The organism is Niallia sp. FSL W8-0954 (genome assembly GCF_038005605.1).
In the GTDB taxonomy this organism is placed as follows: Bacteria; Bacillota; Bacilli; order Bacillales; family Cytobacillaceae; genus Niallia; species Niallia circulans_A.
On record NZ_JBBOTN010000001.1, the window covers coordinates 3,902,004 to 3,917,502 of the forward strand.

At 36.4% G+C, this 15,499-nt stretch carries 12 protein-coding genes and 1 tRNA gene; 1 reads left to right on the forward strand and 12 read right to left on the reverse strand.

Features of this window, described 5'->3' with window-relative positions:
* Window positions 1–35 precede the first annotated feature (35 nt).
* The 10 genes from rnr to NX902_RS19360 form a co-directional block, all read right to left on the reverse strand.
* Window positions 36–2,327, reverse strand: a complete 2,292-nt coding sequence (gene rnr / locus NX902_RS19315; protein ID WP_413230959.1) for a ribonuclease R — start codon at window positions 2,325–2,327, stop codon at window positions 36–38.
* A 66-nt stretch (window positions 2,328–2,393) separates the two neighbouring features.
* The gene (locus NX902_RS19320; protein WP_171509916.1) at window positions 2,394–3,137 is read right to left on the reverse strand and encodes an alpha/beta hydrolase; all 744 of its coding nucleotides are present in this window, start codon (window positions 3,135–3,137) and stop codon (window positions 2,394–2,396) included.
* Between the two features lie 241 nt (window positions 3,138–3,378).
* Window positions 3,379–3,612, reverse strand: a complete 234-nt coding sequence (gene secG / locus NX902_RS19325) for a preprotein translocase subunit SecG (RefSeq protein ID WP_031540682.1) — start codon at window positions 3,610–3,612, stop codon at window positions 3,379–3,381.
* 768 nt (window positions 3,613–4,380) lie between these two features.
* The gene (gene eno / locus NX902_RS19330; protein ID WP_095330376.1) at window positions 4,381–5,676 is read right to left on the reverse strand and encodes a phosphopyruvate hydratase; all 1,296 of its coding nucleotides are present in this window, start codon (window positions 5,674–5,676) and stop codon (window positions 4,381–4,383) included.
* 25 nt (window positions 5,677–5,701) lie between these two features.
* A complete protein-coding gene (gpmI, locus tag NX902_RS19335) occupies window positions 5,702–7,237 on the reverse strand; it encodes a 2,3-bisphosphoglycerate-independent phosphoglycerate mutase (RefSeq protein WP_047943787.1) in 1,536 nt (511 codons plus the stop codon).
* Window positions 7,230–7,991, reverse strand: a complete 762-nt coding sequence (tpiA, locus tag NX902_RS19340) for a triose-phosphate isomerase (protein WP_047943786.1) — start codon at window positions 7,989–7,991, stop codon at window positions 7,230–7,232. The genes gpmI and tpiA overlap by 8 nt, the downstream gene beginning before the upstream one ends.
* A gap of 34 nt (window positions 7,992–8,025) precedes the next feature.
* Window positions 8,026–9,210, reverse strand: coding sequence for a phosphoglycerate kinase (locus NX902_RS19345; RefSeq protein ID WP_123258197.1), 1,185 nt, complete (start codon window positions 9,208–9,210; stop codon window positions 8,026–8,028).
* 112 nt (window positions 9,211–9,322) lie between these two features.
* Window positions 9,323–10,333 (reverse strand): type I glyceraldehyde-3-phosphate dehydrogenase, encoded by a 1,011-nt coding sequence (gene gap, locus NX902_RS19350; protein ID WP_047943784.1) that lies wholly within the window; start codon window positions 10,331–10,333, stop codon window positions 9,323–9,325.
* Between the two features lie 54 nt (window positions 10,334–10,387).
* A complete protein-coding gene (locus tag NX902_RS19355; protein WP_095330374.1) occupies window positions 10,388–11,404 on the reverse strand; it encodes a sugar-binding transcriptional regulator in 1,017 nt (338 codons plus the stop codon).
* Window positions 11,405–12,991: 1,587 nt separating this feature from the next.
* Window positions 12,992–13,063: transfer RNA gene (locus tag NX902_RS19360), tRNA-Arg, on the reverse strand.
* A gap of 319 nt (window positions 13,064–13,382) precedes the next feature.
* On the opposite strand from NX902_RS19360, the gene clpP reads away from it, so the two are divergent.
* Window positions 13,383–13,985 carry an ATP-dependent Clp endopeptidase proteolytic subunit ClpP gene (gene clpP, locus NX902_RS19365; RefSeq protein WP_047943782.1) on the forward strand — a complete coding sequence of 201 codons (603 nt, stop codon included), beginning with the start codon at window positions 13,383–13,385 and terminating at the stop codon, window positions 13,983–13,985.
* A 122-nt stretch (window positions 13,986–14,107) separates the two neighbouring features.
* Here clpP and NX902_RS19370 read toward each other — a convergent pair whose 3' ends face one another.
* Window positions 14,108–14,356 (reverse strand): HPr family phosphocarrier protein, encoded by a 249-nt coding sequence (locus tag NX902_RS19370; protein ID WP_095330373.1) that lies wholly within the window; start codon window positions 14,354–14,356, stop codon window positions 14,108–14,110.
* A 172-nt stretch (window positions 14,357–14,528) separates the two neighbouring features.
* Window positions 14,529–15,473, reverse strand: a complete 945-nt coding sequence (gene whiA / locus NX902_RS19375; protein WP_047943780.1) for a DNA-binding protein WhiA — start codon at window positions 15,471–15,473, stop codon at window positions 14,529–14,531.
* Window positions 15,474–15,499 lie beyond the last annotated feature (26 nt).

Genomic DNA, 15,499 nt, shown 5'->3' on the forward strand with positions numbered 1-15,499 from the left:
AAGAAACCACATGCCAAAATGCATCTATTTATCTGTTAGCGTCTCTTTTTCTTTCTCTTTGCTTTTGGAGCATTCTCAAAATGTTTTCTATCATTCTTTCCTTTACGTCTTGATTCACCTGGTTTTCCTTTACGATCCGTATCTCTATCTGATTTGCCTTTACGCGGGGCACGAGAGACACTGCCAGTAGAAAATACCTTACCTTCCTTCTTAGGATCTCTGCGGCGAGTTCCCTTCATCCCTACTATTTCAAAGTCAATGGCACGTTCCTCTTTATTAACATTCACAACGCGAACAGTAATTTCGTCTCCAATACGGAAAACCTTCCCTGTTCTCTCGCCAATCATAGCAAAATGACGTTCATCATAACGATAGTAATCATCCGTCATATAGCTTACATGGACAAGTCCTTCAATCGTATTCGTAAGTTCCACAAACATACCAAAATTCGTAACAGAACTAATAATACCATCATATTCTTCGCCAATTTTATCAAGCATGTACTCTGATTTTTTCAGTTCATCTGTTTCGCGTTCTGCTTCTACTGATCTTCTTTCCATACTAGAGGAATGTTCAGCAATTTCTGTTAAGCGGCTGTTCCACTTTTCTTGTGTAGAAGAACTAATATCCCCTTCAATTAAATACGTTCGAATTAAACGATGTACGATTAAATCCGGGTAACGTCTTATCGGCGATGTAAAATGCGTATAAAATTCTGTTGATAAACCAAAATGTCCTAGGCTTTCTGGATAGTATTTCGCTTGCTGCATGGAGCGCAGCATGACAGTCGAAATGACCATCTCTTCAGGAGTTCCCTGTACTGACTCAATAATTTCTTGTAATGCTCTTGGATGAACGGAATTTGCTGTACCTTTCACGATATAACCAAAGTTTGTAATAAACTCGAAAAATCTTCTTAGCTTTTCCTCTTTTGGATCTTCGTGAATACGATAAATAAATGGAACCTGCATCCAATGAAAATGTTCTGCAACTGTTTCATTGGCTACAAGCATAAACTCTTCAATTAATTTCTCTGCGACTGAACGTTCTCTTAGAATAACATCCTGTGGCTTTCCATCTTCATCTACGATTACTTTAGATTCTTTAAAGTCAAAGTCAATGGCACCACGAGTCATCCGTTTTTTGCGCAGAATAGCTGCTAAATCCTCCATTCGTTCAAACATCGGGACAAGCCCTTCATACTTGGCTCTTAGTTCTTCATCTTTATCATGTAAAATCGAATTCACATCAGCATATGTCATTCGTTCCGTTGTTTTAATGACACTTTGAAAAATTTCATGGGAAACTACTTCACCATCAGACGTAATTTCCATCTCACAAGAAAGAGTTAAGCGATCAACCTTTGGATTTAAAGAACAAATTCCATTAGATAAACGGTGCGGAATCATTGGAATAACTCGGTCAACTAAATAAACGCTTGTTCCTCTCTCCTCGGCTTCTACATCTATTGGAGAGTTTTCCGTTACATAGTAAGAAACATCTGCGATATGCACCCCTAATTTATAATTACCGTTCTCTAACATCGTTACTGTAACGGCATCATCCAAATCCTTCGCATCTGCCCCATCAATTGTGACAATAGTTTCATTGCGCAAATCACGTCTATTGGCAATTTCCTCTTCATCAATCGTATCTGGTGCATTATTCGCTTGTTCTAACACGTTATCTGGAAAGGCAAGTGGTAATCCATGCTTATGTATTACCGATAAAATATCAACACCTGGGTCATTTTTGTGTCCAAGTATTTTAACAACCTCTCCCTCCGCATTCTTTCTGCCTTCAGGATAAGAAGTTAATTTCACGACAACCTTATGCCCTTCTATTGCCCCTTTTGTGCTGCCTTTTGGGATAAAAATATCTGTCGCGATTTTTTTATCATCAGGGATAACAAAGCCAAAATGCTTGCTCTCTGAATATGTACCAACAATTTGCTGGACTCCTCTTTCGATAATTCGTACGATTGTTCCTTCTCTTCTTTGGCCAGAGCTTTCCGAAGTGACACGTGCTAATACAATATCACCATTTAACGCCGTTTTAACTTCATTAGGCGGTATAAAAATATCATCCATGCCTTGTTCTTCAGGGATAACAAACGCAAATCCTTTCGCATGACCAGCTAATTTCCCCCGAATAAGGTTCATCTTCTCTGGTAATCCATAACGATTGCTCCTTGTCCGAACAACTAGCCCCTTCTCTTCCATCTGTACAAGTGCCTTGACAAAATCTTTAAAGTGAGAAGAATCCTCTATTCCGAAAGCCTCTTCTAGCTCTTGCACGGTTAGTGGTTTATAGGCTTCATCTTTCATATAAGTTAATAGCTTCTCAACATTTTCTTTAATTATATCTTCCAAACAAAAAACCTCCTTTGCATCTTATTGATTCCAATCTAGTTTTTCTAAAAACTGATAGAAATCTTCAAAAACTTGTTCTTTTTCTTTATCATGTGTAATAACATGTCCAGAGTTTTCATACCATTTAATATCTTTTTGAATCGATTCCACTTCTTCATAAATGATATTTGCACTATTTGTATCAATCATTTGATCATGTCGTGCCTGAATAACAAAAACTGGTGAATAAATAAGATCAACCGATTCTCTTACTTCTTTGATTAAATTTTGTAATTCTTTTAATGTATTCATTGGCTTAAATTGAGCCATTTCCTGCTCAATAACTTCTTCTGATTTCTTCTCGCGCTGCTTATAGTTACGAGCGTATTCAAGTACGCCTTCATACATGACTTCTTCACTTTTAATGTACATTGGAGCACACATGGTTACGATACCCTTTACAGGTACAGTGTAACCTAATTTAAGGGAAAATACCCCTCCTAAAGAAAGACCTCCGACAGCAATTTCTTCAAATCCCATCTCCTTTAAATGCTGGTATGCTTCCGTTACATCCTTCCACCAATCCTTTGGCCCGTATTCCACTAATTCCTCTGGTGGTACTCCATGTCCTTTATATAAAGGTACATAGCAGGTGTAGCCCTTTGTATTTAAATATCTACCAAGCAAGCGTACATCTGATGTATTCCCCGTAAAGCCGTGCAATAAAAGCACTGCACGTTTATTATCTCCTTTAAAGGTTAATGGTTTCTGTTCTACTATTTTCATTAGATAAACGCTCCTTTGTCTTATTATTTTCTCCTTCGTCCTATTCTATAATATAAAGTGACCAATTTATTTGAAAAAGAACTATCCTTCTATTTTAGTAAAAAAGAAAAGAAAGAATCCAGTCATATGATTACATCATACTATAGGTCTTTTATAAATCTTATGTACAACTCCATTTGTTTTCCGAAAAAAAACCTGACCTTTCTTGGCCAGGTTTTTTCATCTATACCGAATCTCGTTATTATAGATCAAAATAACTAACTGCAATCGTTAAGACAAAGAATAAAATTGCTAAAACGATTGTTGCATTGTGAAGGATTAATTCTAAACCACGTGCTTTTTGTTTACCAAATAACTGCTCTGCACCACCAGAAATTGCTCCAGATAGTCCAGCACTCTTACCATTTTGAAGAAGTACTACTACGATTAATGCAATCGCAACGATAATCAATAAAGTAATCAAAACTGTGTGTATCATATCAAACACCTCCATTAAAACCAACCTACATTAGTTTAAATGTATCATATTTTATGTTTTGTCACAATAGTATGTCGCGTCTTTGTCATAATAATTAGTAGAATACACTTTGGGATAGTTAATAATGATTGAAAGGTCTCTTAAACAAGATATATGTTGTTTGTTATGTTTACGAGTAGAGACAATGGCTCTCTGTTCCCTTCTTCAGCTTTTCTTCTTGTTTGCGGGCACAGAGAACGGCTCTCTGTTCCCTTTTTCAGCTTTTCTTCTTGTTTGCGGGCACAGAGAACGGCTCTCTGTTCCCTTTTTCAGCTTTTCTTCTTGTTTGCGGGCACAGAGAACGGCTCTCTGTTCCCTTTTTCAGCTTTTCTTCTTGTTTGTGGGCACAGACAATGGCTCTCTGTTCCCTTCTTCAGCTTTTCTTCTTGTTTGCGGGCACAGAGAACGGCTCTCTGTTCTCTTCTTCAGCTTTTCTTCTTGTTTGCGGGCACAGAGAACGGCTCTCTGTTCCCTTCTTCAGCTTTTCTTCTTGTTTGTGGGCACAGACAATGGCTCTCTGTTCCCTTTTTCAGCTTTTCTTCTTGTTTGTGGGCACAGACAATGGCTCTCTGTTCCCTTTTTCAGGTATCCCAGCCAGCTTATGTCACTGATGGATCCTCCCTCTCTTCTAATAAAAACACATTCCCAACTATAAAAAAAACCCTAGCTTAAAGGAAAACTCCTAAAGCTAGAGTGTTTATCAAGTTAAGTCAAACTTAACTTCAATTATTTTTTAAGGTTGTAGAAAGATTTAAGACCATCGTATACTGCTAACTCGCCAAGCTCGTCTTCGATGCGAAGAAGTTGGTTGTATTTAGCGATACGGTCTGTACGAGATAATGAACCAGTTTTGATTTGACCAGCGTTAGTAGCAACAGCGATGTCAGCGATTGTAGCATCTTCTGTTTCACCAGAACGGTGAGAAACTACTGCTGTGTAACCAGCACGTTTAGCCATTTCGATAGCATCGAAAGTTTCAGTTAAAGTACCAATTTGGTTAACTTTGATAAGGATTGAGTTTGCAATTCCTTTTTCGATACCTTCAGCTAATTTTTTAGTGTTTGTAACGAATAAATCGTCACCTACTAATTGTACTTTAGAACCGATGCGGTCAGTTAATAATTTGTGACCTTCCCAGTCGTTTTCATCTAAACCATCTTCAATAGAGATGATTGGGAATTCGTTAACTAATTCTTCATAGAAGCTTACTAATTCTTCAGAAGTTAAACCAGTACGGCCTTCTCCTGCAAGATCGTATTTACCAGTTTCTTTGTTGTAGAATTCAGAAGAAGCAACGTCCATACCTAAGAATACATCTTTACCAGGCTCGTATCCAGCTTTTTTGATTGCTTCGATGATTACTTCTAATGCTTCACGGTTAGAACCAAGGTTTGGAGCGAATCCACCTTCGTCACCTACAGCAGTGTTTAAACCTTTTGCATGTAAAACTGCTTTTAATGCATGGAATACTTCAGCACCAGTACGTAGAGCTTCTTTGAAAGTTGGAGCTCCTACTGGTAAGATCATGAATTCTTGGAAATCAACATTGTTATCAGCATGAGAACCACCGTTGATGATGTTCATCATTGGAGTTGGTAATTGTTTCGCGTTGAATCCACCAAGGTAACGGTATAATGGAAGACCTACTACTTCAGCAGCAGCATGTGCAACAGCCATAGATACACCTAGGATTGCGTTAGCACCTAATTTACCTTTGTTTTCTGTACCATCAAGTTCGATCATTGTTCTGTCGATTCCAACTTGATCTGTAACGTCCATACCGATGATTGCTTCAGCAATTACTTCGTTTACGTTTTCTACTGCTTTAAGAACACCTTTACCAAGGTAACGAGATTTGTCACCATCACGCAATTCAACTGCTTCGTATTCACCAGTTGAAGCACCAGATGGAACTAGTGCACGACCAAAGAATCCTGATTCAGTTAATACTTCTACTTCTACTGTTGGGTTACCACGTGAATCTAATACTTCACGAGCATATACTTGTTGAATATAAGGCATAATATTTCTCTCCTTTTAAAATAACTTATTTTTTAATAATAGATGTCCCAGTCATTTCTGCTGGCTTTTCAACACCTAATAAATCTAACATAGTAGGAGCTAAATCTCCTAAAATACCATCTGTACGCAATTCAGCATTTTTATCTGTTACGATAACAGGTACTGGATTTGTTGTATGTGCTGTCATTGGTTTTCCTTCAAGTGTTACCACTTCATCAGAGTTACCATGGTCAGCAGTGATAATAGCTTTACCACCTTTTTGTTCAATTAAAGTGATAATTTTTCCTAAACATTCATCCACTGTTTCAATCGCTTTGATTGTTGGTTCAAGCATTCCGGAGTGCCCAACCATATCAGGGTTTGCGAAGTTTAGAATAATTGCATCAAAATTATCTGCCTCAATTTCCTTCAATAGCGCATCTGTTACTTCATATGCACTCATTTCAGGTTTTAAATCATAAGTTGCCACTTTTGGTGAATTGATCAAAATACGTTTTTCACCAGGGAACTCTGCTTCACGTCCACCGCTCATAAAGAATGTAACATGTGGATATTTTTCCGTTTCCGCAATACGAAGCTGAGTCAAGCCATTTTGTGCAAGAACTTCCCCTAAAGTGTTATCAAGGTTTGTTGGCTTGAATGCAACATACCCATTTACTGTTTCACTAAAATGAGTTAAACATACAAAGTAAAGATTTTTTGGATGTTTTTCTCCACGATCAAAGGAACGGAAGTCCTCATTTGTGAATGTATTCGAAATTTGAATAGCACGGTCAGGACGGAAGTTATAAAAAATTACAGCATCTTCATCTTCAATCGTTGCAACTGGTTCGCCGTTCTCCTTTGTGATAACAGATGGAAGCACGAACTCATCAAAGATTCCATTATTGTAGTTATCTTCCACTACTTGTAATGGATCAGAATATGCTGGTCCTTCTCCATATACCATTGCGCGGTATGATTTTTCTACTCGGTCCCAACGCTTATCTCTATCCATAGAATAGTAGCGTCCAGAAATAGTAGCAAATTCACCTACACCGTATTCAGCGATTTTTTCTTGTGTAGCTTTAATATATTTTTCAGCAGTCTTTTGACCGACGTCTCGGCCATCTAAGATACCGTGAATATATACATTTTCTACTCCTTCTTCTTTAGCTAAACGAAGAAGTGCAAACATATGCTCAATGTGGCTATGAACTCCACCATCGGATAATAATCCGAATAAATGAAGATTTTTGCCTTTTTCTTTTACATGCTTAATTGCATTAACAAAAGTTTCGTTTTTATAAAATTCGCCTTCTCTTATAGACAGATTTACTCTTGTTAAACTTTGATATACGATCCGGCCGGCACCGATATTCAAATGTCCAACTTCAGAGTTACCCATTTGTCCTTCTGGAAGACCAACAGCTTCCCCGCTAGCTACTAAAGTAGCATGAGGATAAGAATTCCAATATTTATCGAAATTAGGCTTATTTGCTTGTGCTACCGCATTACCCATGCGTTCACTTCTTAAAGCAAAACCATCTAAAATGATTAAAGCTACTGGAGATTTACTCATTCTTACCTGCCTCCAATAAAGCTAAAAAGCTTTGAGCTTCTAGGCTAGCTCCGCCTACTAATGCTCCGTCTATATCTGGCTGTGCCATATATTCTTTAATGTTTTCAGGCTTAACGCTGCCACCGTATTGGATACGGATTTCTTCTGCAACTTCTGGTGAAAATTGTTCACTTACTACTTTACGAATATGTGCACATACTTCGTTTGCATCTGCAGAAGTAGAAGATTTACCTGTTCCAATTGCCCAGATTGGCTCATATGCAACAACTGTTGCTTTTGCTTGTTCTGGAGTTAAACCATTAAGTGCTTTTGTTACTTGAGTTGCAACAAAGTCATTTGTTTCACCATTTTCTCTTTGCTCTAGTGTTTCACCACAGCAAACAATTGGAGTTAAACCATTTTCAAATGCAGCGATTGTCTTTTTGTTAACAGACTCATCTGTTTCATTAAAGAACTCACGACGCTCTGAATGTCCAAGTACTACATATTTTGCACCGATATTTTCTAATGCAACTGGGCTGATTTCGCCAGTGAATGCACCATTTTTTTCGAAATGCATATTTTGTGCACCGATTTTTACATCTGTGCCATCAGTTAATTCTACTAATTGCCCTAAAAATAACGCAGGAGCACAAACAACTGTATCCACTTTTTCACTTGATGGAACAGATGCTTTTACTTCTTGGATAAACTCAACAGCTTCAGGAAGTGTTTTGTTCATTTTCCAGTTACCTGCAATAATTGGTTTGCGCATGTTAAACATCCTTTCATGCATATCTATAAAGATATTATTTGTCGTTTAAAGCCACTACACCTGGAAGTTCTTTACCTTCCATAAACTCTAATGAAGCACCGCCGCCAGTAGAAATATGACTCATCTTATCTGCTAAATCAAATTTCTCAACTGCTGCTGCAGAATCTCCACCACCGATTACTGAATATGTATCTTGAGATTCAGCAAGTGCTTCAGCTACTGCTTTTGTACCATTTGCGAATGCATCTAATTCGAATACACCCATTGGTCCATTCCAAATTACTAATTTAGAATTTTTAATAACATCTGCATAGATTTCACGTGTTTTAGGTCCGATATCTAATGCTTCCCAATCAGCTGGGATTTCTTCGATAGAAACAGCTTTGATGTTTGCATCATTTGAGAAATCATCTGCAACGATCACATCAACTGGCATATAGAATTTAACACCTTTTTCTTTTGCTTTTTCCATATAAGATTTAGCAAGATCGATTTTATCTTCTTCTAATAAAGATTTACCAATTTCATGGCCAAGAGATTTAACAAAAGTATACGCTAATCCTCCACCGATAATTAAGTTATCTACTTTATCAAGAAGATTTTCAATTACACCAATTTTATCCTTAACTTTCGCTCCACCAATGATAGCTGTGAACGGACGATCAGGATTAGATAAAGCTTTGCCAAGAACATCTAGTTCTTTTTGCATTAATAATCCAGATACTGCTGGAATATGATGAGCAATTCCTTCTGTTGAAGCATGAGCACGGTGTGCAGCACCAAATGCATCATTTACAAATACATCTGCAAGTTCTGCATATTGTTTTGCTAACTCTGCATCATTTTTTTCTTCACCAGCATTGAAACGTACGTTTTCAAGAAGGATAACATCTCCTTCTGCTAACTTGCTGATTTGTGCTTTAACAGCTTCGCCATATGACTCATCTGCTTTAGCAACTTCTTTCCCTAGTAATTCAGAAAGGCGTTTTGCAACAGGAGTTAAACGTAGCTCTTCTACAACTTCACCTTTTGGACGTCCTAAGTGACTTGCTAGAATAACAATTGCACCACTCTCAACTAATTCTTTAATTGTTGGAAGTGCAGCTTGAATTCTTGTTTCGTCCGTAATTTGTTGATCTTTCATCGGTACGTTGAAGTCAACACGAACAAATACTTTTTTCCCTTTTAAATCAATATCACGAATTGTTTTCTTGTTCATTATAGGTACCCTCCACTGCATATTTTTAAAATAGCGGAAACAAAGTTGTTTCCGCTGTTAGATTAAAGGGGGTGCTTATTAACTCGCACATAATTCCATTTATAAAGGGAAATTATTTTGTTGCAAGTTGTGCAAAGTGCTTAACAGTTCTTACTAATTGGTTAGTATAAGACATTTCGTTGTCATACCAAGCAACTGTTTTAACAAGTTGTTGATCACCAACAGTGATAACTTTTGTTTGAGTTGCATCGAATAATGAACCATAGCTAATTCCGATAATATCAGAAGAAACAAGCTCTTCTTCAGTGTAACCGAAAGATTCGTTAGCAGCTTCTTTCATTGCAGCGTTGATTTCTTCAACTGTAACTTTTTTATCAAGAACAGTTACAAGCTCTGTTAATGAACCAGTTTTAACTGGAACACGTTGAGCAGCACCGTCTAATTTACCTTGTAATTCAGGTAATACTAAACCGATTGCTTTTGCAGCACCAGTTGAGTTAGGAATAATGTTTTCAGCAGCTGCACGAGCACGACGGAAGTCACCTTTTGGATGTGGAGCATCTAAAGTATTTTGGTCGCCTGTGTAAGCGTGAATTGTAGTCATTAAACCAGATACGATACCGTATTTGTTTTGAAGAACTTGTGCCATTGGAGCAAGACAGTTAGTAGTACAAGAAGCACCAGAAATAACTGTTTCAGTTCCATCAAGAACATCATGGTTAACATTGTAAACAACTGTTTTCATTTCGCCAGTTGCTGGAGCAGAGATAACTACATTTTTAGCACCTGCTTGAATATGAGCTTCTGCTTTTTCTTTTGTTGTGAAGAAACCAGTAGATTCGATAACTGTATCTACACCAAGTTCTCCCCATTTAAGATCAGCTGGGTTTCTTTCAGCAGTTGTAACAACTTTTTGACCATTTACTAAGAAATAACCTTCGTGTACTTCGATTTCACCTTGGAAAGTTCCTTGAGATGAATCATATTTTAAAAGATGTGCTAGCATTTTAGTATCAGTTAAATCATTGATTGCAACCACTTCTAATTCTGGGTTTTCCATGATTTTTCTGAATGCCAAACGTCCGATACGTCCAAAACCGTTAATACCTACTTTTACTGTCATTGTAAATTTCCTCCTCTAATTTTAAGAGTATTAAATATATAAAGGGATTTCCCATTATATCAACTTTTTTGCGGCTCCTTCATCTGTTATTAAAATAGTTGAAGTTGGTGCTTCCTTTAGATAAGCACGAATAGCCTTTGACTTCGATGCTCCACCTGCTACAGCGATGATATTAGGTACAGTAGATAAGTCTTCCAGTCTAAGGCCAATTGTTTGTACCTTGTGGACAACTTCTCCCTCTTCATTAAAATAGTACCCGAATGCTTCGCCAACAGCTTCTGCATTTTTAATCTTTTCTAAATCACTTTTGCTGGTATTTCTGCGATTCGCCATTGTAAGCGCCTCGCCAATGCCGTGAACTAAAAGATTTGCGGAACGAATGAGTTTTAATACTTCGCTGATACGAGGGTCTGTGGAAATGCTTTTGTACATTTCTTCGCTGACCTCATCAGGAGCATATAAAACCCGATGTTTTGATGCAGTATGATCTGCCATCATGGAACAAATTGTATTCGCCTGATTTTTGACATCTTCTCCTATTCCACCACGTGCCGGGACAAATAATAATTCCCCATCTGCAATATTAGGCGTCAGTGCCTCTGCAACAGAGGACATAGTAGTCCCACCAGTAACTGCGATGATATTATTTCCCTTTAGAAGAGATTTCATACAATTTGCTGTGGCAAGTCCTAATTCTTTTTTTACCCATGGAGAGTGATCACTGTCTCCAGCTACAATGATAACTCGGTTAATACCTAGTTTTCTTTGCAGTAGCTGCTCCATTTCGTTAATACCCGTTACTTCTCTCATTACACTAGAAAGACTTTCCAACACTTCTTCCCCTATCGAAGTGACTGTCATGCCGATGTTTGAAATATGTATAAGCTGCTGCTCCTTTAAAAACTCGACTTCACTTCTCAAGACTCTTTCGGTCAGTCCTAGGCTCACTGCCAGACTTCTTCTTCCGACAGGCTGCATATTCTTGATATATTGCAGAATATAGTACCTTTTTTGCATAACTGTAAGTAAATCAGGTAATAATCTTTTTTGAATCTCAATAAATGAAACCATGCTTTTGATGCGCTCCTTCACTTACAGTGGTCGTCAGAAGTCCCGCATAGACATTTTCCGTCCCGGGTACTACAAAAAAATAATTCCTTGCTACAAGAACAATTCTAACACCAGTATAGTATGAATTCAACTGATATGTGTCTATTTTTTGTTAAATTTGGCGAAAAAGTGTCGTTCTATCTTTTCATATTATTTGGAAAAAACTAATTATTACTTATGTTATTGATTCGCTAAGAAAATACAGCTTTAAATATGCTTTTTTTATTATAAAAGCTTTCATTTACTATACTAATCATTTTATGAGAATAACTTTCATCATGATGCACAATCGGTTAAAATTTGGATATTTTAGCATTAAGCGTCCATACTCTGGAGTTTTCAGCCCTAATGATGCGGATATCAACCACACTTCCTTTTTTCCAGCCAATGTTTAATCGGTACTACTCACCTGATGTATGATGAAAAAAAGGAGAATACACCTTTGTTACCTCCCGTTATTTCAAGAAGAACTGACAAGATCATAATGAATGCTCTTCATTTTTAAATAACTTTATTATTCGTGAAAAAACTGTTATTTCCGCTACAACAATATTTCAAAGTCAGGTCATTTTATCCCTATATACTAAGGAGGTTTCTTTATTGTGTAGTAAATCCCTTTTAATTCACAATAAATACCCCACTCCTAAGAGCAGGACTTATTTAAGTTTTTTCCCAGAATATTTAGGTGAATACGGAGTTATAATAACTAAAAAATTAACAGGAGATTATTATGACCAAAAAAAGTCAGATGTTACTAAACATTATTATGGTTATTGTATCTTGGCTTTCCATTCCTTTACTAGGTAAGCAAACTATAAAGAGATTTTCCCAGCCGCTATTTTTAGTATTATTATGTGTAGCTTAGATCTTCAAATAGGTAAAAGGCTTAAGTGGTGGAGTTTTTATAATATTCCTCATTCCACTTTGCAAAATGAAATTCCTTTCCTTATAGGTCCAATGTTATTAATGGCTTTATGCACATTAAAATGGGCTTATGGAAGTTTTGTGAAGTTCCTGTTATTGAATGCGTTTGGTGGAGTAATATTCACCTTTCCTTTAACAATGTTATTCTCTAAATTAAAATTGTATAGATTAGTAAAAATAAATCACACACAATTTTTCCTATATTTCTTTTATAAAGCATTTTTTCTTTATGGATTTCAATATTTGTATGAGAAAAGCAAAATAACTAAGGCTTATTAATTTACACAAATATACTATGTATCGCTGTTTACAGATACTTTATAACCATTACTCTTATTTAAAATTATAATTAAATATGCCCCCACTCCAAATGAGTACATACCACTCCACATATGTTTAGCCATACACATGAAACTATTTTATGGGAATCTAATATTCCGATATAAATTATATGAGTGCTTGCCTCGGAGACACGGACAAATCTATTTTATTGAATAATGACAAAGTGAATAGTTTTATGAGAGATTGGTTAAAGCAAATAAAGTGAAATAAAATAAGGATTTTTTGAGGAGAGCCGGACAAAAAAACACTCCTCAAAAAAATCCTTATTTATCAACATTTTAGCGCCCTCGGAGGGAATCGAACCCCCATTTTAAGAACCGGAATCTTACGTGCTATCCGTTGCACCACGAGGGCATTATGTTAAAGTTACGCTTTCATATTATAAGCGAACATTCCGTATATTGCAATAGAAGATGTTTAAAAAAAGGTGCAGTGGGTATCATGGAGAAAGGATTGTAACCGGAATAAAGAGATGGTATTTGATAATAGCTTTCTATATCACCAATAATGAAAAAGATGTCGAATGATATTTTCAGGGAATCAAGCTTTAACGTTTGACCTTAATTGACCATCCGTGTATCATTAGGAATACATACAGTTTAGATGTTTTTCATCTGACTGAAGAAACAAATACTTATGCTTTTCGAACAGATATTAAAAAGGAGGATTTTAAATGAATTTAATCCCTACAGTTATTGAGCAAACAAATAGAGGAGAACGTGCTTACGATATCTACTCTCGTTTATTAAAAGACCGTATTATTATGCTGGGCAGTGCTATCGATGATAACGTTGCTAACTCTATCGTATCACAGCTTTTATTCTTAGAAACAGAAAATCCTGAAAAAGATGTATCTATTTATATCAACAGCCCTGGTGGAAGCATCACTGCTGGTATGGCAATTTATGATACAATGCAGTATATTAAGCCGGATGTGCAAACAATTTGTATCGGTATGGCTGCTTCTATGGGTGCATTCTTACTTGCTGCTGGTGCAAAAGGTAAACGTTATGCATTGCCTAATAGTGAAGTGATGATTCACCAACCACTTGGCGGAGCACAAGGTCAAGCAACTGAAATTGAAATTGCTGCTAAACGTATCTTATTCCTACGTGATAAATTAAACGGTATTTTATCTGAGCGTACTGGTCAACCAATGGAGGTAATCGCAAGAGATACAGAACGTGATAACTTTATGACTGCGGAAAGAGCAAAAGAATATGGTTTAGTTGACCATGTTATCAGTCGTAATTCACTTGAAGACAAGAAAAATTAATATAAAAACTCTTAATAATTAAAAAAGGCTATTCCAAATTAGATTTCTATAGATGGATATCATCTATAAAATTTTCCTATTTGGAACAGCCTTTTTCATTAGGAGAGTATTATTAAGCAGCTTTACTTTAATAAACCTGTTAAATTTTGAAGCGCTTCCACTTCATCACTGCCATCAACTATTAATTTTATTGTTGCCCCTGAATGAATAGCTAGACCCATTATTCCCATAATACTCTTTGCATTCACTCTTCTTCCATCCTTTTCAATAAATACTTCAGATAAATAATTACTTGCCTCTTGGACAAATAAAGCTGCGGGTCGTGCTTGAAGTCCAGATTTTAAGTCCACTGTAATCTCTTGCTCTACCATCGAACATCCTCCCCTTCATCAATGTAGTAATATATCTATTATACAAGGAAAAGGAAAATTTTGCTCGATTCACCTCAAAGAATATTCAGTTTAGAACAATTTTTCTGATAATAATCTTCTAAATAAAAATGGATAATATATATCGTTTACTTGATATAATTATCCATTCTTATTAGTTGACTTTTTCTCCACGACGAAGAGCATCGGCAATTTCATCTATTTTTCTTAAACGGTGGTTGATGCCGGATTTACTGATGTTACCAGATGACACCATTTCTCCTAATTCTTTTAAGGTTACATCTTGATAGGCAACTCTAAGCTCTGCAATCTCTCTAAGTTTATCAGGTAGAATTTGTAATCCGACTGTTTTATCAATATAACGAATATTCTCAACTTGTCTTAATGCAGCACCGATTGTTTTGTTTAAGTTAGCCGTTTCGCAATTGACTAAACGGTTGACTGAATTTCTCATATCTCTAACAATTCGAATGTCTTCAAAACGAAGAAGTGCTCCGTGTGCACCGATAATATTAAGAAATTCAGTTATTTTTTCAGCTTCTTTTAAGTAAGCAATAAAACCTTTTTTTCTTTCTAATGTCTTACTTTTTAACCCAAATGTATTCATTAAATCACTGAGCGCTATAATATGTTCTTTATATAAAGAGGCAATTTCCAAATGATAAGAAGAAGTTTCCGGGTTATTAACCGAACCTCCTGCTAGAAAGGCTCCGCGTAAATAAGATCGTTTACAGCATTTTTTCTTAATAAGATCTGGAGAAATTTCATGTGTAAACACAAAACCTTCTTTAAGAATGCTCAGTTCCTCAAGCACTTCTTTTCCTTGATTAGAAATTCGCACAATATAGACATTGTTCTTTTTTAAACGCATTTTTTTGCGGACTAATAGTTCAACCGGGATATCAAAATACCTTTTTATTAGCGTATAAATTCTTCTTGCGATAGCTGCATTCTCTGTCTGGATATTTACAACTAGCCTCTGGTTAGAAAAGGAAAGTGTCCCATTCATTTGAATTAATGCTGATAATTCTGCTTTTCCACAACAATTTTTGGCTTCAATTGTTGTTAATTCTTTTTTAGTTTCTGAAGCAAAAGACATGTCCTTCCCCCCTTATAGACTCGGAG

Excerpts from the sequence above, each read along its gene's own strand:
- gap (WP_047943784.1), bottom strand. The coding sequence starts at position 10,333 with ATGACAGTAAAAGTAGGTATTAACGGTTTTGGACGTATCGGACGTTTG.
- whiA (WP_047943780.1), bottom strand. The coding sequence starts at position 15,473 with ATGTCTTTTGCTTCAGAAACTAAAAAAGAATTAACAACAATTGAAGCC.
- NX902_RS19355 (WP_095330374.1), bottom strand. The coding sequence starts at position 11,404 with ATGGTTTCATTTATTGAGATTCAAAAAAGATTATTACCTGATTTACTT.
- NX902_RS19320 (WP_171509916.1), bottom strand. The coding sequence starts at position 3,137 with ATGAAAATAGTAGAACAGAAACCATTAACCTTTAAAGGAGATAATAAA.
- NX902_RS19370 (WP_095330373.1), bottom strand. The coding sequence starts at position 14,356 with ATGGTAGAGCAAGAGATTACAGTGGACTTAAAATCTGGACTTCAAGCA.
- gpmI (WP_047943787.1), bottom strand. The coding sequence starts at position 7,237 with ATGAGTAAATCTCCAGTAGCTTTAATCATTTTAGATGGTTTTGCTTTA.
- tpiA (WP_047943786.1), bottom strand. The coding sequence starts at position 7,991 with ATGCGCAAACCAATTATTGCAGGTAACTGGAAAATGAACAAAACACTT.
- clpP (WP_047943782.1), top strand. The coding sequence starts at position 13,383 with ATGAATTTAATCCCTACAGTTATTGAGCAAACAAATAGAGGAGAACGT.
- rnr (WP_413230959.1), bottom strand. The coding sequence starts at position 2,327 with ATGAAAGATGAAGCCTATAAACCACTAACCGTGCAAGAGCTAGAAGAG.
- eno (WP_095330376.1), bottom strand. The coding sequence starts at position 5,676 with ATGCCTTATATTCAACAAGTATATGCTCGTGAAGTATTAGATTCACGT.
- NX902_RS19345 (WP_123258197.1), bottom strand. The coding sequence starts at position 9,210 with ATGAACAAGAAAACAATTCGTGATATTGATTTAAAAGGGAAAAAAGTA.